Origin of the sequence: Pseudomonas sp. MH9.3 (assembly GCF_034354675.1) — a bacterium.
Classification (GTDB): domain Bacteria; phylum Pseudomonadota; class Gammaproteobacteria; order Pseudomonadales; family Pseudomonadaceae; genus Aquipseudomonas.
In genome coordinates, this window is record NZ_CP133785.1 from 2747761 (window position 1) to 2770036 (window position 22276).

A 22276-nucleotide genomic window follows, 5' to 3' on the forward strand; every position below is an offset into this window, starting at 1 on the left:
TGCAAGTTGCGGCTTTTGTCCGTGGTGCTAAACGGCTGATCACGCCTACCTTTCGTGCGCCCATAAAAAAAGGACTCCGAAGAGTCCCTTTTCAGCGTGAAGCCTAGGGGTGATTAAACGCCCGAGGCCTTGGCTGCTGCAACGTCCTTGATGGACAGCTTGATACGGCCGCGGTTGTCCACGTCCAGTACCAGCACTTCCACTTCCTGGCCTTCTTTCAGAATATCAGTCACTTTCTCTACGCGAGCATCGCTGAGCATGGAGATGTGAACCAGACCGTCTTTGCCCGGCAGGATGTTGACGAATGCGCCGAAGTCGACGATGCGCTCAACCTTGCCGACGTAGATCTTGCCGATCTCGGCTTCGGCAGTGATGCCCAGAACGCGCTGACGCGCAGCCTCAGCCGCTTCCTTGGATTCGCCGAAGATCTTGATCGAACCGTCATCTTCGATATCAATCGAAGCCTTGGTTTCTTCACAGATCGCACGAATGGTCGCGCCGCCTTTACCGATGACATCACGGATTTTGTCGGTGTCGATTTTCATCGCGATCATGGTCGGAGCATTTTCCGACAGCTCGGTGCGCGACTGACCAATGATCTGGTTCATCTGGCCGAGGATGTTCAGGCGCGCTTCCAGGGCTTGGCCCAGGGCGATTTCCATGATCTCTTCGGTGATGCCCTTGATCTTGATGTCCATCTGCAGCGCGGTCACACCTTTGGCGGTACCGGCTACCTTGAAGTCCATGTCGCCCAAGTGGTCTTCGTCACCCAGGATGTCGGTCAGGATGGCGAACTTCTCGCCTTCTTTAACCAGACCCATGGCGATACCGGCAACCGGTGCCTTCATCGGCACACCGGCGTCCATCAACGCCAGGGAAGCACCGCAGACGGATGCCATGGAGCTGGAACCATTGGACTCGGTGATTTCCGATACAACACGGATGGTGTACGGGAACACGTCGGCGGCCGGCAGCATCGCAGCGATCGAACGACGGGCCAGACGGCCGTGGCCGATTTCGCGACGACCAGCGCCACCCATGCGACCGCACTCACCGACCGAGAACGGCGGGAAGTTGTAGTGCAGCATGAACGGGTCTTTTTTCTCGCCTTCCAGGGTGTCCAGCAGCTGTGCGTCACGGGCAGTACCCAGCGTCGCGACTACCAGCGCCTGAGTTTCACCACGGGTGAACAGGGCCGAACCGTGAGTCTTCGGCAGCACGCCGACTTCGATGTTCAGCGGGCGTACGGTGCGGGTGTCACGGCCGTCGATACGTGGCTTGCCGTTAACGATGTTTTCGCGAACGGTGCGGTATTCGATTTCGCCGAAGGCGGCTTTAACTTCGCTGGACGAAGGCTGGCCTTCCTCACCGGAAAGCTTGGCAACAACCTGGTCCTTCAGCTCGCCCAGGCGAGCGTAACGGTCGGCCTTGACGGTGATGGCGTAGGCCTGGGAGATCGCGTCGCCGAACTCCGAGCGGATAGCGCCCAGCAATTCGGTGGCTTCCGGAGCAGCAGCCCAGGTCCAGGTCGGTTTGGCAGCTTCGGCGGCCAGTTCGGTGACAGCCTTGATGACAGCCTGGAATTCGTCGTGAGCAAACAGTACCGCGCCCAGCATCTGGTCTTCGGTCAGCTCTTTGGCTTCCGATTCAACCATCAATACGGCTTCGGACGTACCGGCAACGACCATGTCCAGGCTCGACGCTTTCTGCTGCTCGTAAGTCGGGTTGAGCAGGTAGCCGGTGCTTTCGTGGAAAGCAACGCGGGCGGCGCCGATCGGGCCGTCGAACGGAATACCCGAGATAGCCAGGGCAGCCGAGGTACCGATCATCGCAGCGATGTCCGGATCGGTCTTCTTGCTGGTGGAAACGACGGTGCAGACAACCTGCACTTCGTTCATGAAACCTTCGGGGAACAGCGGACGGATCGGACGGTCGATCAGTCGGGAAGTCAGGGTTTCTTTTTCGGAAGGACGGCCTTCACGCTTGAAGAAACCACCAGGGATCTTACCGGCAGCGTAAGTCTTTTCCTGGTAGTGAACGGAAAGAGGGAAAAAGCCTTTGCTTGGGTCAGCGGTCTTGGCGCCAACAACGGTCACCAGTACGGTAACGTCGTCATCAACGGTAACCAGCACTGCGCCGGAGGCTTGACGGGCGATACGGCCTGTCTCGAGGGTAACGGTCGACTGACCGAACTGGAATTTTTTGATAACCGGGTTCACGGTGTCCTACCTTCTTTGTGGCTCTTGGGGAACTTGTCTTCTTGCGAAATTCTTGGGCAATGTCGGGAATCGGCCCAACGCCTGTCCAGGGTAAAACGTGTATCCAGATAAAACTTGAGGCTGGGAGCCTGCCATGGGCCAGCGGGAATCCCACTGACACACGGCAGACAACCAACCTCTAGCGCAATCGCTTGTTAGCGACGCAGACCCAGGCGACCGATCAGAGCCTGATAACGACCCAGATCCTTGCCTTTCAGGTAGTCCAGCAGCTTACGGCGCTGGTTTACCATGCGGATCAGACCACGACGGGAGTGGTGGTCTTTACCGTTGGCCTTGAAGTGACCTTGCAGCTTGTTGATGTTGTGGGTCAGCAGTGCAACTTGCACTTCTGGCGAACCAGTGTCACCAACAGCTTGCTGATAGTCAGCTACGATTTGTGCTTTTTCTTGAACGTCGAGAGCCATGAGGCAATCCTTTTTTCAGGAAACCACCCAAAGGGTGATCTCAATAGGCCAGGGACAAATCCCTGTATCTAAAAATGAGAAGTGACCGTGCCTATTAACAGCCACCCTCGTTCGGTCATTCTGACCGAATCAGTCGACGCGGCGCTATGCGCCCGTCTTCGCTCACTTCACCGATTCCGATGAAACGACCGTTATGATCCTGTACCCGTACCATGCCGAACTTCGGGGCATCCGGGGCACGTACCGGCTGGCCGTTGAGCCAGTAGAACGCGCTGTGCTCCGAGAAGTGCAGCAATGGCCAATCGAGCAAACCGCTGTCCGATGGCATCAGGAAGCGATCAACCGCTTCGTTGCCGCCTTCGGCGTGAACCGCTTCCAACTCTTCCAGCGTGACCGTCTGAGCCAGGCTGAAGGGGCCCGCCTGGGTGCGTCGCAGTTCTGCCACGTACGCACCGCAACCAAGCTGTTCACCAATATCTTCCACGAGGGTACGGATATAGGTGCCTTTGCTGCAGTCCACGGCCAGGCGCGCGGTGTCGCCTTCACAGGCGAGCAATTCCAAGCGCGCAATAGTAACAGAACGCGGTTCGCGCTCCACTACTTCGCCCGCACGTGCCAGCTTGTAAAGAGGCTGACCATCACGCTTGAGGGCCGAGTACATCGGCGGTATCTGGCTGATTTGCCCACGAAAACCGGGTAAAACCGCCTCGATATCAGCACGACCAACGGTCACATCACGCACCTGCAGAACATCACCTTCGGCGTCGGCCGTGGTGGTGGTCTTGCCCAATTGCATCAGGGTTTCGTACCCCTTGTCGGAGTCGAGCAGGTATTGCGAGAACTTGGTGGCCTCGCCGAAGCACAACGGCAACACGCCGGTGGCCAGGGGGTCGAGGCTGCCAGTGTGCCCGGCCTTTTCGGCATTGAGCAGCCAGCGAACCTTCTGCAACGCGGCATTGGAAGTAAAGCCAATGGGCTTGTCGAGCAGAATAATGCCGCTGACGTTGCGACGGATACGTTTGACCTGAGCCACCGCTTACTCCTTGGCGTCTTCAGGTGTGGACGGGTGCTGACTGTCTTCTGCCACCGCGCGCTCGATCAATGCCGACAGGTGCGCGCCACGCACGACGCTTTCGTCGTAGTGGAAGTGCAACTGGGGAACACTGCGCAGCTTCATTTCACGGGCCAACTGCATGCGCAGGAAACCTGCCGCCGCGTTGAGTACCTTGATGCTTTGCGCGATTTCTTCGCTGCTGTCCTGACCCATCACGGTGATGAAGATCTTGGCGTGACCCACGTCACGGCTCACTTCAACGGCGGTAATGGTGACCAGGCCGACACGCGGGTCTTTGACTTCGCGACGGATCAATTGAGCCAGCTCGCGCTGCATCTGATCGCCGATACGCTGGGTACGGCTGTATTCTTTTGCCATGTCTTGTTACCTGTTACTGCCACACGGTGAAACCCGTGGGGTCTGAAAGCGGCAAACGCCCGGCCTGACAAAAGCCAGACCGGGCGTTGCGTTTAGAGTCCGGACACGGCGCCCGGCATTTGCATGCCGGAGCGCCGCGCGGCCCTTGAAGTACGCGAGTTAGAGGCTGCGAGCAACCTGAACCTTCTCGTAGACTTCGATCTTGTCGCCAGGCTTGACGTCGTTGTAGCTCTTGACGCCGATACCGCATTCCATGCCAGCACGTACTTCGGAAGCGTCATCCTTGAAGCGGCGCAGGGATTCCAGCTCGCCTTCGAAGATAACGATGTCTTCACGCAGTACACGGATTGGACGGTTACGGTGCACAACACCTTCGATAACCATGCAACCGGCGATCGCGCCGAATTTCGGCGAGCGGAACACGTCACGCACCTCGGCGATACCCAGGATGTTCTCCCGGACATCGCTGCCAAGCATGCCGGTAAGGGCTTTCTTGACGTCTTCGATGATGTCGTAGATGACGTTGTAGTAACGCATGTCCAGGCCTTCCTGCTCGACGATCTTGCGAGCGCCGGCATCGGCACGCACGTTGAAGCCGAACAGTACAGCGTTGGAAGCCAGTGCCAGGTTGGCGTCGGACTCGGTGATACCACCGACACCGCCACCGACAACGCGCACTTGCACTTCGTCGTTACCCAGGCCATTCAAGGCGCCGTTCAACGCTTCGAGGGAACCACGAACGTCAGATTTGAGAACGATGTTAAGCGTCTTCTTCTCTGCCTGGCCCATGTTTTCGAAGATGTTTTCCAGCTTGCCGGCGTGGGCACGGGCCAGTTTGACTTCGCGGAACTTGCCTTGACGGAACAGAGCCACTTCACGGGCTTTCTTCTCGTCCGACAGCACGCTCATTTCGTCGCCAGCGTCCGGGGTACCGTCCAGGCCGAGGATCTCGACAGGGATGGAAGGACCGGCTTCCTTGATGGGCTTACCGTTCTCGTCGAGCATGGCACGTACACGGCCATAGTTCGAACCGACCAGTACCATGTCGCCTTGGCGCAGGGTACCGTCTTGAACCAGAACGGTCGCAACCGGGCCACGACCCTTGTCGAGACGCGATTCAACCACAACACCACGACCTGGGGCCGATGGAGTTGCTTTCAGTTCGAGTACTTCAGCTTGCAGCAGGACCGCTTCGAGCAGTTCGTCCACACCAGTACCGACTTTCGCCGAAACCGAAACGAACGGCGTATCACCGCCCCACTCTTCGGAAGTCACACCGTGAACCGACAGTTCGCTACGGATGCGATCGAGATCGGCGCCCGGCTTGTCGATCTTGTTCACTGCAACAACCAGTGGAACACCGGCAGCCTTGGCGTGCTGAACCGCTTCAATGGTCTGCGGCATCACGCCGTCGTCCGCTGCAACGACCAGAATTACGATGTCAGTCGCCTTGGCACCCCGGGCACGCATTGCGGTAAACGCGGCGTGACCTGGGGTGTCGAGGAAGGTGACCATGCCGCGTTCGGTTTCAACGTGGTACGCACCGATGTGCTGGGTAATACCGCCGGCTTCGCCAGCAGCTACCTTGGCACGACGGATATAGTCGAGCAGGGAAGTCTTACCGTGGTCCACGTGACCCATTACGGTCACAACGGGTGCACGGGAGAACGTCTCACCTTCAAACTTCAGGGACTCAGCCAGGGAATCTTCCAGGGCCGTGTCGCTGACCAGGGTCACTTTGTGGCCCAACTCCTCAGCCACGAGCTGAGCAGTTTCCTGATCAAGCACCTGGTTGATGGTGGCCGGGGTGCCCAGTTTGAACATGAACTTGATGATTTCAGCCGCCTTGACCGACATCTGATTGGCGAGGTCGCCAACAGTGATGGTCTCGCCGATCTGCACATCACGCACGACAGGGCCGGTTGGGCTCTGGAAACCGTGGGCATTGCGTTTCTTCAGCTTGGCCTTGCCGCGACCACCACGACGGAAGCCATCGCTTTCTTCGTCGGTAGTACGTGGGGCAACGCGTGGCGCAGGCGCTTTCTCTTTGACCGAAGCACGATGCGGAGCGTTTTTGCGCTCGCCATCGCCACCGCCGCTGCGACGATTGTTGTCGTCGGCGCGTGGCTTGTCCGGGCGACGAGGTTCGTCGCGCTTACGGGCGTCGGCTGCCGGAGCAGGTGCAGCGGCAACCGGAGCGGCCTCACGCACAGCTTCAACAGGCGCAGCAACCGCGTCAGTGGCAGCAGGTTGCGCAGCCGCAGGCTGGCGACGCGCTTCTTCTTCGGCGCGACGCTTGGCTTCTTCTTCAGCCTTCTGACGTGCAGCATTTTCTACTGCGCGACGTTCTTCCAGATCGCGTTTGCGCTCGGCTTCGATTTCTTCCGGGCTGCGCTGTACGAAGACTTTCTTCTTGCGTACTTCAACGCTGATGCTCTTGCTACCCGCAACACGCAGGGTGCTGGTGGTTTTGCGCTGCAATGTAATCTTGCGCGGTTCTTCCACTTTCGCCTTGTGGCTGCTCTTCAAGTGAGTCAGCAAAGACTGCTTCTCACTATCGCTCACACCTTCGTCGGCGGCGGTGTGCGGCAGACCTGCCTCACGCATCTGCTGCAACAGGCGCTCTACCGGTGTTTTGACCTCATCGGCCAGTTGTTTCACCGTGACTTGCGTCATGCACTTCTCTCCTCAGGCCGCGCCTAATTACTCGAACCAATGGGCTCGGGCGGCCATGATCAACTTGCCGGCACGATCTTCGTCAATGCCGTCGATGTCGAGCAGATCGTCAATAGACTGCTCGGCCAGGTCTTCGCGGGTAATTACGCCGCGCACCGCCAGTTCCATCGCCAAATCCTTGTCCATACCCTCAAGCGAGAGCAGGTCTTCGGCCGGATGGGCGTCTGCCAGCTTTTCCTCAGTAGCGATGGCTTTAGTCAACAAACGATCCTTGGCCCGAGCGCGAAGCTCGTTGACGGTGTCTTCGTCAAAGCCGTCGATGTTGAGCATTTCTTCCAACGGTACGTAGGCAATCTCTTCCAGGCTGGTGAAGCCTTCATCTACCAGCACCTGCGCCAGATCTTCATCGACTTCCAGCTCTTCGATAAAGTTTCGCAGGATGTCACCGGTTTCAGCTTGCTGCTTAGCCTGGATGTCCGATTCGGTCATCACGTTCAGGGTCCAACCAGTCAGTTGGCTGGCCAGACGCACGTTCTGCCCACCACGACCAATGGCCTGAGCCAGATTGTCTGCGCCAACGGCGATGTCCATTGCATGGGCATCCTCGTCGACGATAATTGCCGCCACTTCAGCCGGCGACATGGCGTTGATCACGAACTGAGCCGGGTTATCGTCCCACAGCACGATATCAACACGCTCACCGCCCAACTCACCCGACACTGCCTGGACACGCGAACCGCGCATACCGATGCAAGCGCCCTGCGGGTCGATGCGTTTGTCCTTGGAGCGGACCGCGATCTTGGCGCGCGAACCCGGGTCGCGGGATGCTGCCATGACTTCGATCAGACCTTCGGCGATTTCCGGCACTTCAATACGGAACAGCTCGATCAGCATTTCCGGCGCGGTACGCGACAGGATCAACTGAGGGCCGCGGTTCTCGGTGCGGATTTCCTTGAGCAGTGCACGCAAGCGCACACCCACACGGAAGGTTTCACGAGAAATGATGTCTTCACGGGCCAGCAACGCTTCAGCGTTGTTGCCCAGGTCAACGATCACGTTGTCGCGGGTAACTTTTTTGACGGTGCCGGAGATGATTTCACCCAGGCGCTCGCGATAGGCGTCAACGACTTGAGCGCGCTCGGCTTCGCGAACCTTCTGCACGATGACCTGTTTAGCGGTCTGTGCTGCGATACGGCCGAACTCGATCGATTCGATCTTTTCTTCGACGACATCGCCTACATTGGAACCGGGATGCGTTTCGGCAACCTTGCTCGGCCAGGTTTCGATGGCCGGATCATCAAGATCGGCTTCTTCGACGACTGTCCAGCGACGGAACGTCTCATAGGCACCGGTGTGGCGGTTGATTTCCACACGCAGATCAACTTCGTCCTCAAAACGCTTTTTGGTAGCGGTGGCCAGGGCCAGCTCCAGCGCTTCAAAAATCACGTTTGCCGGTACACCCTTTTCATTGGATACCGACTCAACAACCAGCAGTACTTCTTTGCTCATCGTACGCCTCGCCTTTCGCAAGCCATTGGATCCGCGGGATCCGCGTCTCAGTCAAAACTGGGAATAATGTTGGCCTTGTCGATCATATCGATCGGCAACAGGAACTCATGGTCTTCTACCTGCACCACGACATCCTGTTCTTCTACACCGCGCAGAAGGCCCTGAAAGTTGCGTCGCCCTTCGAACGGGGAGCGCAGCTTGATCTTCACTTGTTCACCGGCAAATTTTGCAAACTGATCAATAGTGAACAGTGGGCGTTCCATGCCTGGCGAGGAAACTTCGAGGGTGTATTCAACGGAAATCGGATCTTCAACATCCAGCACACCGCTGATCTGACGGCTGACAATGGCACAATCGTCCACCAGCACGCCGCCCTCTTTATCGATATAAACGCGCAACATTGAGTGGCGACCTTGAGCCGAGAACTCAATACCCCAGCATTCATAGCCCAGGGCCACGACCACCGGGGCCAGCAAGGCCTGCAACTCTTCTAGCTTGCTCGACACCTGAACCCCCTCGTGCATGTATGTGCATGCTGTGCAAAATAAAAAAATGGGCGAAACGCCCATCCTTGAAACGCCGTCGAACAGCGGCGTTGAAAGTGTCCAGCTAACAAAAAGCCCCTTAAAAGGGGCTCCGCTAAAACTGGTTGCGGGGGCCGGATTTGAACCGACGACCTTCGGGTTATGAGCCCGACGAGCTACCAGACTGCTCCACCCCGCGACAAAGCTGGGGCGGAAGTATACGACCGATCCCTTACAGGGTCAATGTAACCTTCCACCTACAAGAAAGCCCGCAACAGCGGGCTCTCCTGATAATTGGTACCGAGAAGGGGACTCGAACCCCTACACCCTATGGGCACAACCACCTCAAGGTTGCGTGTCTACCAATTCCACCACCTCGGCAATACAGCGTTTACAACCCTTCTTACTTTTGCTCTTGAGCTGGAGGTACGTCAGTCGCTGGAGTAGCCGACTTTTGCTCTTGAAGCACCGGGACATCATCAGAAGCCGGTTTCGCCTTTGGTACTTCCAACACTGCCGGGTTTGGCAAACCTGCTTGAGTCAGCACATGAGCTTTCTCTTTAGCAAAGTAACCTAACCCCAAGCTGGTTATGAAGAAACCGGCGGCGAGTATAGCAGTAAACTTACTAAGAAAGGTAGAGGAACCTTGGCTTCCGAACACAGTATTTGAAGCACCTGCACCGAAAGACGCACCAGCATCCGCACCTTTGCCCTGTTGCAGCAAAACCAGGGCAACTACGCCCAAGGCAGCCAACAGATGAAAAACGACTACGACTGTTTCCAGCATTTTTTCAGTTTCCCGCGGCGCGACAGATCGCACCGAACTCATCTGCATTCAGGGAAGCTCCACCAATGAGCCCCCCATCGATATCCGGCATGCCGAACAGTTCGACCGCATTGGCCGCCTTCACGCTGCCGCCGTATAGAAGACGCACACCTTGTGCGACTTCAGAATTCTTTTCCGCCAACTGCGCACGAATGGCTGCGTGCACATCCTGCGCCTGTTGCGGTGTAGCAGTCAGTCCGGTGCCAATGGCCCAGACCGGCTCGTAAGCAATGACCGCGCTTGCAAACGCATCAACACCCAGCTCATCGATGATGCTGTCCAGCTGACGCGAGACAACCTCGATCGTCTTGCCCGATTCACGCTGCTCAAGGGTCTCCCCTACGCACAACACTGGAATCAAGCCACTGGCCTGCGCCGCTGCGAACTTGCGATTGAGCATCTGATCACTTTCGCCCATCAACTGGCGACGTTCCGAGTGCCCAACCAGTACATAGGCGCAACCCGCATCGACCAGCTGACTAGGCGCAACCTCACCCGTCAACGCACCTTGGCCGGGCTCCACCGCAGAATTCTGCGCGCCGACCTGAATCGACGTACCTTTCAAGCCATCAACCACTTGGCTGACATGCAACAAAGGCGGGAAAACTGCGACATCGACACCGCCAGGCAGGGCCAACTCACGAAGGCCGTCGATCAGCTCAGCGACACTGGCGCGGGTACCGTGCATCTTCCAGTTACCAGCTACCATCGTGCGACGCATGCTGTACCCCGTCGGTCAAAGTGGGCGCAGATGTTACCCAACCACACCATCACTGGCAAGCCGAATTCAGGCGCAAACTTCAGTTACCAGTTTTGCCAGGTCTTCGGCATGGCCGCGAACCTGTGTTTCGTCTTCACCTTCGACCATGACGCGCACCAGAGGCTCTGTGCCAGACTTGCGCAGCAACACGCGCCCACGCCCCTCCATCGCCAGCGTCACGCGCTCGCAGGCCTCTTTGACAGCCGGATGCTCGATTGGATTTTCACCACCGGCAAAACGCACATTGAGCAAAACTTGTGGACACTTGCGCAGGGCCTGACGCGCCTGGGCAAGGCTTTCCTTGCGACGACGCAGAGCCAGCAGCACCTGCAATGCGGCAATAATTGCATCGCCCGTGGTGGTGTGCTGGAAACACACGACGTGCCCTGAGTTTTCTCCGCCTACCAACCAGTTACGCTCGAGCAGCTCGGCAATGACGTAACGGTCGCCAACGTTGGCGCGGATGAACGGAATACCCAGATCTGCCAGCGCCAACTCAAGCCCCAGGTTGCTCATCAATGTACCGACGACGCCACCTTGCAGCTTGTTACGCTCATGCAGGTCGCGCGCGATGATGAACAGCAGGTCATCGCCATCTACCACGGCGCCTGTGTGATCCACCATCAGCACGCGGTCACCGTCACCGTCGAAGGCAATACCCAGATCGGCATGCTCGGCGAGTACAGCCGCCTGCAATTGCTCCATATGGGTGGAACCGCAGTTGTCGTTGATGTTCAAGCCGTTGGGCTGGGCCGACAGCACGGTCACGTCGGCACCCAACTCCTTGAATACGCTTGGCGCGACCTTGTAGGTGGCACCATGGGCGCAATCAACCACAATCTTCAATCCGGCAAAACTGGTACTGGTGGGCACACTGCTTTTGCAGAATTCGATATAGCGACCGGACGCGTCGTTGATCCGCGACACCTTGCCCAACTTGCTGGATTCAACCACCGTCATCGGCGCGTCCAGCAACTCTTCGATCATCAATTCGATCTCGTCCGGCAACTTGGTGCCCTGCCCCGAGAAAAATTTGATGCCATTGTCATCATGCGGGTTATGCGACGCACTGATCACGATACCGGCTTCAGCGTGAAAGGTACGCGTCAGGTAAGCAATCGCAGGCGTGGGCATTGGACCCAGCAACATAACGTCGGCACCGGCGGCCGACAAGCCGGCCTCCAGGGCGGATTCGAACATGTAGCCTGAAATGCGTGTGTCCTTGCCTACCAGGATGCGGCACGCGCCCATGCTGCGGAACGCCATGCCTGCCGCCCAACCCAGCTTGAGCATGAAATCAGGGGTAATTGGAAATTCGCCGACCCGACCACGGATACCGTCGGTGCCAAAGTATTTTTTAGTCATAAGTGCTCCATCATTCTTATTCAGCTGATTCTACAGCGGCAATCATGCGCACCACATCAACAGTCTCGGCAACATCGTGCACACGCAGAATCCGCGCACCCTTGCCTACGGCAAGCGCGGCCAACGCCAGGCCGCCATACAAACGCTCACCTACCGGGCGATTCAAGGCCAGTCCTATCATGCTTTTGCGGGAAACGCCGACCAGCAACGGTCGACCAAGGGCATGCAGGGCTTCCATGTGTTTGAACAGGCTTAAATTGTGTTGCAGAGTCTTGGCGAAGCCAAAACCCGGATCAAGAATGACCCTCTCCGGCGCAATGCCTGCTGCGGCACACTGCGCCATGCGCCCAGCGAGAAAACCACTCACCTCGCCCACCAGGTCATCGTAATGGGGATTGTCCTGCATATTGCCGGGCTCGCCCAGCATATGCATCAGACAGACCGGCAGACCGGTCGCCGCAGCGGCATCCAGCGCGCCATCACGCCTCAGCGCACGCACATCATTGATCAGGCCGGCACCCAGCCGCGCGGTTTCGCGCATTACAGCGGGCGTCGAAGTATCGACCGAAATGATCACGTCCAGCTCGCGGGCGATGCACTCGACAATTGGCGCTACGCGCTCCAGCTCCTCCAGCGGAGAGACCACGCGCGCGCCAGGCCGGGTCGACTCGCCCCCCACATCAATCAAGGTCGCGCCAGCAGACACCATGGCCTCGGCATGACGCAAAGCGGCATCCCGTTGGCTAAAGCGGCCACCATCGGAGAAAGAATCGGGGGTTACATTGAGAATGCCCATGACATGTGTATGGGCCAAATCAAGAACCCGATTGCCGCAAGGCAACCGGGTGGAGGACAACGCAGAAGTCATTTCAAACCTTAGTGGTCAGCTGCAGGACCGCCAATCGGGGCTTCAGGGCGTTCGTTCTGAACCACAGGCGGAGTGCCCGAAGTACCCGAACCACCTTCCCAGTCGCGCGGCTCACGCGGCGCACGACCGGCCATGATGTCGTCTATCTGATCGGCATCGATGGTCTCGTACTTCATCAGCGCGTCAGCCATGGCGTCCAGCTTGTCGCGATTGTCAGTCAGGATCTGCTTGGCCGTGCCGTAGCACTGGTCAATGATACTGCGCACTTCGGAGTCGATCAGCTTGGCTGTTTCACCGGAGAAGCTTGCGCTTTGACCACCGCCACCACGCCCCAGGAACACTTCGCCTTCTTCCTCGGCATACATCAATGGGCCCAGTTTTTCCGACAAGCCCCACTTGGTCACCATGTTCCGCGCAATCTGGCTGGCGCGCATGATGTCGTTGGAGGCACCGGTGGTGACCCCATCGAAGCCCAGGGTCATCTCCTCAGCGATTCGACCGCCATACAGCGAGCAGATCTGGCTGATCAACGCACGCTTGGAAAGGCTGTAACGATCCTCTTCCGGCAGGAACATGGTCACACCCAGGGCACGGCCGCGAGGAATGATCGAAACCTTGTAGACCGGGTCATGCTCAGGCACAACACGACCAACGATGGCGTGACCCGCCTCGTGGTAAGCAGTGTTCTGCTTCTCTTTCTCGGACATGACCATGGATTTGCGCTCGGCGCCCATCATGATCTTGTCCTTGGCCAGCTCGAACTCTTTCATTTCCACAATGCGCTTGCCGGTGCGGGCCGCAAACAGCGAAGCCTCGTTGACCAGGTTGGCCAGGTCGGCACCGGAGAAGCCTGGGGTACCACGGGCAATCACGCCCGGGGCCACATCGTCGCCCATTGGTACTTTGCGCATGTGTACTTTCAGGATCTGTTCACGACCACGGATATCCGGCAAACCAACCACAACCTGACGGTCGAAACGGCCTGGACGCAGCAACGCGGGGTCCAGCACGTCCGGACGGTTGGTCGCGGCAATCACGATGATGCCGTCATTCATCTCAAAACCGTCCATCTCGACCAGCAACTGGTTGAGAGTCTGCTCGCGCTCATCATGACCGCCGCCCATGCCGGCACCACGATGGCGACCCACGGCGTCGATTTCATCGATGAAGATGATGCATGGCGCGTGTTTCTTGGCCTGTTCGAACATGTCACGAACACGGCTGGCGCCGACGCCGACAAACATCTCGACAAAGTCGGAACCGGAAATCGTGAAGAAAGGCACCTTGGCTTCACCGGCAATCGCCTTGGCCAGCAAGGTTTTACCAGTACCCGGAGGACCGACCATCAGCACGCCGCGAGGAATACGGCCGCCAAGGCGCTGGAACTTGCCAGGATCGCGCAGGAACTCAACCAGCTCGCCTACTTCTTCCTTTGCCTCGTCGCAACCCGCGACGTCCGCCAATGTGGTCTTCACCTGATCTTCAGAAAGCAGACGCGCCTTGCTCTTGCCGAAGCTCATCGGCCCGCCCTTGCCCCCGGCGCCACCTTGCATCTGGCGCATGAAGAACATGAACACGGCAATGATCACCAGGATCGGGAAGCTCGCGACCAGGAGTTGGGTCCAGATGCTCTGCTGCTCAGGCTGCTTGCCCTCAACGACCACGTGGTTATCCACCAGATCGCCGATCAGACCGTTGTCCTGGATTGCCGGACGGATGGTCTTGAAGCTGTCGCCATCGCTGCGCTTACCGGTAATCACGTAGCCATCAACCGCTACGCGCTCGACCTTGCCATCCTTGACCTGCTGGATGAAGTCGGAATAGTTGAGGGTCTGCGGCTCGTTAGGGCTGGAGAAGTTGTTCATCACCGTCACCAGGACAGCCGCAATGATCAACCACAGGATCAGATTCTTTGCCATATCGTTCAATTAACTACCCTCTGAAGCAAGCTCCGCTGCTGGCGCGCGCTTCGCATGATATTCACCGGCCTAACTTACTACATTACCTACAACTCTTGCAGACGCCGTCTGTAACCCTTTGTGAAACTTTGACTACACAATATTCGTAAAGCTTCATTACGAAAGCGATTTAAAAAAACCTATCGCCCTGCTCGAACACATCAGAATCGCTCTTCGCTTGCCGCACCTTCTACCCCGCGGAACCCGCGGCACAGCAGGTACTGTTCACGGGATCTGTCCCGGGAAGAGTCTGGCTTGCGTGTCTGAACCTTGTCGAACAGCTTGCGGATGTTCTTGTGGTACTCGTCAAAACCTTCGCCCTGGAAGACCTTCACCAGAAAATCACCACCAGGGCGCAACACCCGGCCCGCCAGATCCAGCGCCAGTTCACAGAGGAACATGGCGCGCGGCATATCGACAGCCGGTAACCCACTCATATTGGGGGCCATGTCGGAAATCACAAGGTCCACCTGAGAATTTCCCACAGCTTCCAGAATCTCGGCCAGGACAGAATCCTGGGTGAAGTCGCCGTGCACAAAGGTCACATCGGGGATGCTGTCCATCTCAAGGATGTCGGAAGCGATCAACCGGCCTTGCCCACCAATCAGACGACTGGTCACCTGGGACCAACCACCCGGTGCCGCACCCAGGTCGATGACGCTCATGCCTGGACGAATCAGTTTGTCCTTGTCCTGGATCTCCAGCAGTTTGTAGCTGGCCCGGGAACGGTAGCCGTCCTTCTGCGCCTTTTTGACGTAAGGATCGTTGAAATGCTCTTGCAGCCACTTAAGGCTAGTTTTGGAACGGGCCACGGGCCACCTCGAAAATAAAACGGGTCGTGATTAACTGGGCGGTCCCGGACTCGCTCGGGTAAACTGGCCGCCGCTTTTTACAAGATCAGACGCAGGGGTCAGATTATGCCGCTCACTCAAGAGCAGAAGAAACAGTACAAATCCATTGGCCACCATCTGAAACCAGTTTTGATTGTGGCTGACAACGGTTTGACTGAAGGTGTTTTAGCCGAACTTGAACGCGCATTGGGCGATCACGAACTGATCAAGATCAAGGTCAACATCCTTGACCGTGAAGCGCGCCTGGCGGCCATTGCAGAACTGTGCAAGGTCGGCAAGGCAGACCTGGTCCAGGTCATCGGCAAGATGGCGCTGCTGTACCGCAAGAACTTCAGCGTCAACAAGCAACTGTCGAACGTTCATCGCTTCAAGTAACGAAAAGGGTCACGGGCGTGCTTCGCGCGCCCCGCCACTCCACCCCGGCGCCGGCTGCATCACCAGCACCAGGCCGGAAAACCCTAACACAAGATAGCTGAACAGCTGCCAGCGCAACGCTTCCGGCAGCCAGAGATGCACCGCGCAAAACATCGCGCAGGCATACAGCGCCATCAACAGCAGTTGCCCGCGAATATCCCGCAACAAACTCCCAGCGCCTTCAGCCGTAACCAGCACCAGCGCCTGGAGCGTCACGCACGCTGCTGCAAAACCCACCAGCAGCGCACTCAATAATCCGTCAATCTCATCGATCAGCATCGGCGCCAGGCCAATCAGGCCCAACGCGGGCAACACGCCGATGTGCAACAACCACAGGCCACCGACCCACAGCATCTGGGCCAATTGCCAAAGCATGGCGCCCGCACGCAGCGGGCGCCGTCTTTCAGACGTGACGAACTTCAACAATCTCGTACTCGATCACACCACCCGGCGTCTTAACGGCCACCACGTCACCCTCTTCCTTGGCAATCAAGGCACGGGCCAGCGGTGAACCTACGGAGATCTTGCCGAGTTTGAAGTCAGCTTCGTCCTCGCCCACGATGTGGTAGACGACGCTTTCATCAGTCTCGACGTTGGCGATTTCCACGGTCGTGCCGAAAATCACCTTGCCGGTCTTCGGAATCGTCGTCACATCGATAACCACCGAATTCTGCAGGCGGCCTTCGATGTCGCGAATACGCGCCTCGACCATGCCTTGCTGTTCGCGAGCGGCATGATATTCGGCGTTTTCCTTCAAGTCACCCAGCTCGCGGGCCGTACCGATGTCCTGGCTCAGCTTTGGACGTACGACCTTGGTCAGGTGGGCGTGCTCCTCTTCCAGGGCCTTGAAGCCCTGGACGGTCATTGGGTATTTGGTCATGCCTTCAATCCTGCGTGTAGATCCTGCAAGCGACGCACGGTCTTTTCCGGACCGAACTTGAGCGCTTCGCAGATGGCTTCGCCAGCAGCAATGGTGGTGGTGCAGTAGATCTTGTGCTGCAAGGCATTACGACGAATGGAGTAGGAGTCCGCGATCGACTGGCGACCTTCGGTGGTGTTAATGATCAACGTGACTTCGTCGTTCTTGATCATGTCGACCACGTGCGGACGGCCTTCCGTCACCTTGTTCACGCGACGTACTTTCAGGCCGGCAGCTTCGATCAGCTTGGCGGTCCCGGCGGTAGCCACGACTTCGAAGCCCAAGTTGATCAGATCACGGGCAACCCCTGCAACCAGTGGCTTGTCGTCATCACGCACGCTGATGAACGCAGTCCCGCCGGTCGGCAGCACTTCGCTGGCGCCCATCTGGGCCTTGGCGAAAGCTTCACCGAACGTATCACCCACACCCATCACTTCACCGGTGGACTTCATCTCAGGGCCCAGGATCGGGTCCACGCCAGGGAACTTGGCGAAGGGGAACACCGCCTCTTTCACACTGTAGAAGTTCGGAATGATTTCCTTGGTGAAGCCGATTTCCTTCAGGGTCTTACCGGCCATCACGCGGGCAGCGATCATGGCCAGGGACACACCGATGCACTTGGAAACAAACGGCACGGTACGCGAAGCACGCGGGTTGACTTCGATGACGTAGATGTCTTCGCCCTGCAGCGCCAACTGCACGTTCATCAGGCCGACCACACCCAGCTCCAGAGCCATTTTCTTGACCTGTTCGCGCATCTCGTCCTGGATGTGCGCCGGCAGCGAGTACGGCGGCAGCGAGCACGCGGAGTCACCGGAGTGAACGCCCGCCTGTTCAATGTGCTGCATGATTGCGCCGATTACCACGTCAGTGCCGTCGCACACCGCATCCACATCCATCTCGATGGCGCAGTTGAGGAAGTGGTCGAGCAGCACCGGGCTGTCGTTGGACACTTTCACCGCGTCACGCAGGTAACGCTTGAGTTCTTCTTCTTCGTAGACAATTTCCATCGCACGACCGCCCAGCACGTAGGACGGACGCACCACCAGTGGGTAGCCGATCTTGCTGGCAGCACGGATGGCTTCGTCTTCGCTGCGCACGGTGGCGTTAGGCGGCTGACGCAGGTTCAGGCGCTCAACCATTTGCTGGAAGCGCTCACGGTCTTCGGCACGGTCGATGGCGTCCGGGCTGGTGCCGATGATCGGCACGCCGGCGGCTTCAAGGGCACGCGCCAGTTTCAGCGGGGTTTGGCCGCCGTACTGGACGATCACGCCTTTTGGCTTCTCGACACGGCAGATTTCCAGCACGTCTTCCAGGGTCACCGGCTCGAAGTACAGGCGATCAGAGGTGTCGTAGTCGGTGGAAACAGTTTCCGGGTTGCAGTTGACCATGATGGTCTCGTACCCGTCTTCGCGCAGGGCGAGAGCGGCGTGTACGCAGCAGTAGTCGAACTCGATGCCCTGGCCGATACGGTTGGGGCCGCCACCGAGGATCATGATCTTGTCGCGTCCCGACGGCGCGGCTTCGCACTCTTCCTCGTAGGTGGAGTACATGTACGCGGTGTCGGTGGCGAACTCGGCCGCGCAAGTGTCAACGCGCTTGTAGACCGGGAAGATGTCCAGCTTGTGACGATGGGTGCGCAGGTTTTTCTCGGTCACACCCAGCAGCTTGGCCAGGCGTTGGTCGGAAAAGCCTTTGCGCTTGAGGCGGAACATCAGGTCGCGGTCGATAGACGACAGACCGAGGGTCTTGACCTTCTCTTCTTCCTTGATCAGATCTTCGATCTGCACCAGGAACCATGGGTCGATCATGTTCATGCCGAAGATATCTTCGACGGTCATGCCCGCGCGGAAAGCATCGGCCACATACCAGATACGCTCGGCACCCGGCACGGTCAACTCACGCTTGAGGACGCTCATGCTTTCCGGGTTGCTCAGGTCGAGCTTCTCGTCCAGACCGCAAACGCCAACCTCCAGGCCACGCAGGGCTTTCTGCAAGGATTCCTGGAAGGTCCGGCCGATGGCCATGACTTCACCCACGGATTTCATCTGGGTGGTCAGGCGCGCGTCAGCCTTGGCGAACTTCTCGAAAGCAAAGCGCGGCAGCTTGGTCACAACGTAGTCGATGGATGGCTCGAAAGACGCCGGCGTGGCGCCGCCCGTGATTTCGTTTTGCAGCTCGTCCAGGGTGTAACCGATAGCCAATTTGGCAGCGATGCGCGCAATCGGGAAACCGGTCGCTTTCGAGGCCAGCGCCGATGAACGCGATACACGCGGGTTCATCTCGATCACGACCATGCGGCCGGTGTCCGGGCAGATGCCGAACTGAACGTTGGAACCGCCGGTTTCAACGCCGATCTCACGCAATACCGCCAACGAGGCGTTACGCATGATCTGGTATTCCTTGTCCGTCAGGGTCTGCGCTGGAGCAACGGTGATCGAGTCACCGGTGTGCACGCCCATCGGGTCTAAGTTTTCGATGGAGCAGACAATGATGCAGTTGTCCTTTTTGTCGCGGACAACTTCCATCTCGTATTCTTTCCAGCCGATCAGGGATTCGTCGATCAGCAGCTCTTTGGTCGGCGACAGGTCCAGGCCACGGGCGCAGATTTCTTCGAACTCTTCGCGGTTGTAAGCAATACCGCCACCGGTGCCGCCCATGGTGAACGACGGACGGATGATGCACGGGAAGCCCAGCTTTTCGAGAACCGCGTTGGCCTCTTCCATGCTGTGGGCGATACCGGAGCGCGGGCAGTCCAGACCGATGGACTTCATGGCCTTGTCGAAACGCGAACGGTCTTCAGCCTTGTCGATGGTGTCGGCGTTGGCACCGATCATCTCCACGCCGAACTTCTCCAGAACGCCTTCGCGTTCCAGGTCCAGGGCGCAGTTCAGAGCGGTCTGGCCACCCATGGTCGGCAGCAGGGCGTCCGGACGCTCTTTCTCGATGATCTTGGCAACGGTCTGCCATTTGATCGGCTCGATGTAGGTGGCGTCGGCCATGTCCGGGTCGGTCATGATGGTGGCCGGGTTGGAGTTCACCAGGATGACGCGATAGCCCTCTTCACGCAGGGCTTTACAAGCCTGGGCGCCGGAGTAGTCGAATTCGCAGGCCTGGCCGATCACGATCGGGCCGGCGCCGAGAATCAGGATGCTTTTTATGTCTGTACGTTTTGGCATGGGTTTGTCACTCAAATCCGCAGGTCAGTCGGCAAGCCGTCTTGAACAATCTTGAAGTGCCTGCGGGGGCCACCGAAAACCGGGGCCGCCCGCAGGCCGCTCAGTCAGCGTCGCTTGGCCATTTCATTGATGAAACGGTCGAACAGCGGCGCTACGTCGTTCGGGCCCGGGCTCGCTTCAGGGTGGCCCTGGAAGCTGAACGCGCTCTTGTCGGTGCGCTCAATGCCTTGCAGGGAACCGTCGAACAGCGACTTGTGAATCGCGCGCACGTTGCTTGGCAAAGTCGCTTCGTCCACCGCGAAACCGTGGTTCTGGCTGGTGATCATCACAATGCCAGTGTCCAGGTCTTGCACCGGATGGTTGGCACCGTGATGGCCATGCCCCATTTTCAGGGTCTTGGCGCCGGAGGCCAGGGCCAGCAACTGGTGGCCCAGGCAGATGCCGAATACCGGAATCTCGGTCTCCAGCACATCTTTGATGGCCTGGATCGCGTAGTCACAAGGCTCGGGGTCGCCCGGGCCGTTGGACAGGAACACGCCGTCCGGTTGCAGGGCCAGTACGTCGCTGGCAGGGGTTTGCGCCGGCACCACGGTCACGCGGCAGCCACGCTCGACCAGCATGCGCAGGATGTTGTACTTCACGCCGTAGTCATAAGCGACCACGTGGTAAGGCAGCTCGGCGGCATCGATGGTCGCGTGGCTGTCGGTCTTCAAGTCCCAGACCGTGGAGCGCCACTCGTACTTCTCTTTGACGCTGACGACTTTAGCCAGGTCCATGCCTTTGAGGCCTGGGAAGCCCTGGGCTGCGGCAATCGCCGCCTCTTCGGAAATATTGTCACCGACCATGATGCAGCCGTTCTGCGAGCCTTTTTCACGCAGGATGCGCGTGAGGCGGCGCGTATCGATACCGGCGATCGCCACAACATTGTTGGCTTTCAGGTAATCGGACAGCGACATCGTGTTACGCCAGTTGCTCGCTACCAGCGGCAGGTCACGAATGACCAGGCCAGCCGACCAGACACGATCAGACTCGACATCTTCCGGCGTGGTACCGGTGTTGCCAATGTGCGGATAGGTCAGGGTAACGATCTGTTGGGCGTAGGAAGGATCGGTAAGGATTTCCTGATAGCCGGTCATGGCAGTGTTAAACACTACCTCTCCAACGGTCTGACCGTCGGCTCCAATGGCTTCGCCGCGAAAAATGCTGCCATCAGCAAGGGCGAGTATGGCTGGCTTAGTCAAGAAGACCTCCCGTAAATAAAGCCTGAAAGGGCGATCGCAGGTTGTAAAAAAGCGGAGTGACGTATGGACACGTCACCCCGCTTCTTCACTGAATTATTCTGCGCGCTTTTAGTGAACACACTAAAGCTGTAGGTTACAGAAAAAGCCTTTTTTGGTCCACCGCTAATAAGCCTTGAAGGCAGAGGAATGCGACAGGGCGTCGCTTAGCGGGTAAAAACGGAGCCCAGGAATAGTCCTGAGCCCCCTTTTTGACGACTGCCTAGTGCAGGTCCAGCACATCGCGCATGTCGTAAAGGCCCGGCTCGCGACTTTCCAGCCACAGCGCAGCACGTACCGCGCCCTTGGCAAACGTCATACGGCTGGAGGCCTTGTGGGTGATCTCCAGTCGCTCGCCTTCGGTGGCGAACAGCACGGTGTGATCACCCACTACATCTCCACCACGAACGGTAGCGAAACCAATCGTGTCACGCGCACGCGCGCCGGTATGACCTTCCCGACCGTAGACCGCGACCTTCGACAAATCACGACCTAGCGCATCGGCAATCGCCTCACCCATGCGCAGCGCGGTACCCGATGGCGCATCGATCTTGTGACGGTGATGGGTTTCAATGATCTCGATATCCGCCTCATCTCCCAGCACGCGCGCCGCCAGGTCCAGCAACTTGAGCGAAAGATTCACGCCCACGCTGAAATTGGCCGCGAACACCACAGGAATATCCCTGCCCGCCTCCACCAGGAGCTGTTTCTGCTCGGCACTGAGGCCCGTGGTGCCAATCACCATGGCCTTGCCCGCCTTGCGGCAGAACGCCAGGTTTTTCAGCATCACGTCCGGCAGCGTGAAGTCGATCAGTACGTCGAACTCGTCAGCCACCTGCTCCAGATTGCCGGACAGCGACACACCGATGCGCCCCAGCGAGGCCAACTCACCGGCATCCGCACCGATCAGCGTACTGCCCGGACGAACGATTGCTGCAGTCAGCCCCGACGCCGGCGAGCGCTGCTGCACCGCTTCGACCAACGTCTTGCCCATGCGCCCGGCAGCGCCCATCACGGCTATACGTCGCATACTCA

The 22276-nt window shown here is 58.3% G+C and carries 19 protein-coding genes and 2 tRNA genes; 1 reads left to right on the top strand and 20 read right to left on the bottom strand.

Going from position 1 to position 22276, the window contains the following annotated elements; translation table 11 throughout:
- Positions 1-113: 113 nt before the first annotated feature.
- The 15 genes from pnp to rlmE all read right to left on the bottom strand — a co-directional run bounded on the left by pnp (position 114) and on the right by rlmE (position 15413).
- Positions 114-2219 (bottom strand): polyribonucleotide nucleotidyltransferase, encoded by a 2106-nt coding sequence (gene pnp / locus RHM60_RS11980; protein ID WP_057008738.1) that lies wholly within the window; start codon positions 2217-2219, stop codon positions 114-116.
- Positions 2220-2413: 194 nt separating this feature from the next.
- The gene (gene rpsO, locus RHM60_RS11985; RefSeq protein ID WP_003176135.1) at positions 2414-2683 is read right to left on the bottom strand and encodes a 30S ribosomal protein S15; all 270 of its coding nucleotides are present in this window, start codon (positions 2681-2683) and stop codon (positions 2414-2416) included.
- Between the two features lie 115 nt (positions 2684-2798).
- Positions 2799-3716 (bottom strand): tRNA pseudouridine(55) synthase TruB, encoded by a 918-nt coding sequence (gene truB / locus RHM60_RS11990; RefSeq protein WP_209984904.1) that lies wholly within the window; start codon positions 3714-3716, stop codon positions 2799-2801.
- A gap of 3 nt (positions 3717-3719) precedes the next feature.
- Positions 3720-4115, bottom strand: a complete 396-nt coding sequence (gene rbfA / locus RHM60_RS11995) for a 30S ribosome-binding factor RbfA (RefSeq protein ID WP_057725021.1) — start codon at positions 4113-4115, stop codon at positions 3720-3722.
- A 159-nt stretch (positions 4116-4274) separates the two neighbouring features.
- Complete coding sequence (infB, locus tag RHM60_RS12000; protein WP_209984906.1) at positions 4275-6791, bottom strand: translation initiation factor IF-2; 2517 nt, start codon at positions 6789-6791, stop codon at positions 4275-4277.
- Positions 6792-6818: 27 nt separating this feature from the next.
- Entirely contained in the window at positions 6819-8300 is a 1482-nt protein-coding gene (nusA, locus tag RHM60_RS12005; protein ID WP_003235027.1) for a transcription termination factor NusA, read from the bottom strand.
- A 47-nt stretch (positions 8301-8347) separates the two neighbouring features.
- A complete protein-coding gene (gene rimP / locus RHM60_RS12010) occupies positions 8348-8806 on the bottom strand; it encodes a ribosome maturation factor RimP (protein WP_003235029.1) in 459 nt (152 codons plus the stop codon).
- Between the two features lie 140 nt (positions 8807-8946).
- A tRNA-Met gene (locus tag RHM60_RS12015) sits at positions 8947-9023 on the bottom strand.
- Positions 9024-9119: 96 nt separating this feature from the next.
- A tRNA-Leu gene (locus tag RHM60_RS12020) sits at positions 9120-9205 on the bottom strand.
- A 22-nt stretch (positions 9206-9227) separates the two neighbouring features.
- A complete protein-coding gene (secG, locus tag RHM60_RS12025; RefSeq protein ID WP_003235031.1) occupies positions 9228-9611 on the bottom strand; it encodes a preprotein translocase subunit SecG in 384 nt (127 codons plus the stop codon).
- Between the two features lie 4 nt (positions 9612-9615).
- Complete coding sequence (gene tpiA, locus RHM60_RS12030) at positions 9616-10371, bottom strand: triose-phosphate isomerase (protein WP_322214509.1); 756 nt, start codon at positions 10369-10371, stop codon at positions 9616-9618.
- Between the two features lie 66 nt (positions 10372-10437).
- Positions 10438-11775 carry a phosphoglucosamine mutase gene (glmM, locus tag RHM60_RS12035; RefSeq protein ID WP_003235035.1) on the bottom strand — a complete coding sequence of 446 codons (1338 nt, stop codon included), beginning with the start codon at positions 11773-11775 and terminating at the stop codon, positions 10438-10440.
- Between the two features lie 16 nt (positions 11776-11791).
- Positions 11792-12643, bottom strand: a complete 852-nt coding sequence (gene folP, locus RHM60_RS12040) for a dihydropteroate synthase (RefSeq protein ID WP_209984910.1) — start codon at positions 12641-12643, stop codon at positions 11792-11794.
- A gap of 8 nt (positions 12644-12651) precedes the next feature.
- Entirely contained in the window at positions 12652-14562 is a 1911-nt protein-coding gene (ftsH, locus tag RHM60_RS12045; protein WP_209984913.1) for an ATP-dependent zinc metalloprotease FtsH, read from the bottom strand.
- Between the two features lie 200 nt (positions 14563-14762).
- Positions 14763-15413 (bottom strand): 23S rRNA (uridine(2552)-2'-O)-methyltransferase RlmE, encoded by a 651-nt coding sequence (gene rlmE / locus RHM60_RS12050; protein WP_003235041.1) that lies wholly within the window; start codon positions 15411-15413, stop codon positions 14763-14765.
- 105 nt (positions 15414-15518) lie between these two features.
- On the opposite strand from rlmE, the gene RHM60_RS12055 reads away from it, so the two are divergent.
- A complete protein-coding gene (locus RHM60_RS12055; RefSeq protein WP_017139256.1) occupies positions 15519-15827 on the top strand; it encodes a YhbY family RNA-binding protein in 309 nt (102 codons plus the stop codon).
- Positions 15828-15836: 9 nt separating this feature from the next.
- Here the strand turns inward: RHM60_RS12055 and RHM60_RS12060 are convergent, their stop codons facing one another.
- The 5 genes from RHM60_RS12060 to dapB all read right to left on the bottom strand — a co-directional run bounded on the left by RHM60_RS12060 (position 15837) and on the right by dapB (position 22271).
- A complete protein-coding gene (locus RHM60_RS12060) occupies positions 15837-16241 on the bottom strand; it encodes an MFS transporter (RefSeq protein ID WP_322214510.1) in 405 nt (134 codons plus the stop codon).
- A 28-nt stretch (positions 16242-16269) separates the two neighbouring features.
- A complete protein-coding gene (gene greA, locus RHM60_RS12065; RefSeq protein ID WP_003235048.1) occupies positions 16270-16746 on the bottom strand; it encodes a transcription elongation factor GreA in 477 nt (158 codons plus the stop codon).
- Positions 16743-19964, bottom strand: coding sequence for a carbamoyl-phosphate synthase large subunit (gene carB, locus RHM60_RS12070; RefSeq protein WP_322214511.1), 3222 nt, complete (start codon positions 19962-19964; stop codon positions 16743-16745). The genes greA and carB overlap by 4 nt, the downstream gene beginning before the upstream one ends.
- Positions 19965-20068: 104 nt before the next feature.
- Positions 20069-21205 carry a glutamine-hydrolyzing carbamoyl-phosphate synthase small subunit gene (gene carA, locus RHM60_RS12075; RefSeq protein ID WP_003235052.1) on the bottom strand — a complete coding sequence of 379 codons (1137 nt, stop codon included), beginning with the start codon at positions 21203-21205 and terminating at the stop codon, positions 20069-20071.
- A 259-nt stretch (positions 21206-21464) separates the two neighbouring features.
- On the bottom strand, positions 21465-22271 hold the full coding sequence (gene dapB / locus RHM60_RS12080; protein ID WP_209984936.1) for a 4-hydroxy-tetrahydrodipicolinate reductase: 807 nt from the start codon (positions 22269-22271) through the stop codon (positions 21465-21467).
- Between the last annotated feature and the right edge of the window lie 5 nt (positions 22272-22276).